The 550-nt window shown below is 55.8% G+C and carries 1 protein-coding gene; it reads right to left on the bottom strand.

The genetic code is table 11. The features are described 5' to 3' along the window. Nucleotides 1-137 precede the first annotated feature (137 nt). A partial coding sequence (locus tag C8029_RS23110) for a hypothetical protein (RefSeq protein ID WP_286189872.1) occupies nucleotides 138-550 on the bottom strand: 413 nt, incomplete at its 5' end.

Below are 550 nucleotides of genomic sequence, written 5' to 3'. Positions count from 1 at the left end.
GGCCTTTTTGAACGGCTTGGAACGATGGATTTCGCCGCCAAACGACGCCTCGGCTATCGCGCGGCGCTTGAACAGGCTGGTGTCCCGAAGACGACGCCCTCTGCTACTCCTCTGAAATGACAGAGGAATATGGATTTTCAGCGACGACGAAAATGCTCGCCTTGGAGAGCCCACCCACTGCTTTTGCTGGCCTCGTCGATCATCGTCGGCTTTGGCGTGCGCCGCGCGCTTGATGCGGCGGGTTTTGAAAATTTAGGAAAAAGACGTTTTCGCTGATCATCCATGATGACGATCTCTCCTACCTGCGCAACGGCAACAGCGAACCGATTTATACCGCCACCCGGTCTTCTGTGCGGCAAGCCGGACGGATTTGCGCCGAAATCTTGATGGATATGATCGTCAATCCCAACCGTCCGGCGCAGCATGTGCTTTTGGATGCGGAGTTGATTATCGGCCACACCACCGGTCCCGCACCGCAGGGCTGAGCCTCCACACAACCGCGCCTTTCGCCAAACGCCCTGATCCAGACAAAGAATCTTTAAAACAAATC

This window comes from Roseobacter sp. TSBP12, assembly GCF_009129705.1.
Taxonomy (GTDB): domain Bacteria; phylum Pseudomonadota; class Alphaproteobacteria; order Rhodobacterales; family Rhodobacteraceae; genus Celeribacter; species Celeribacter baekdonensis_A.
This window is presented reverse-complemented; position numbering and strand designations above follow the sequence as displayed.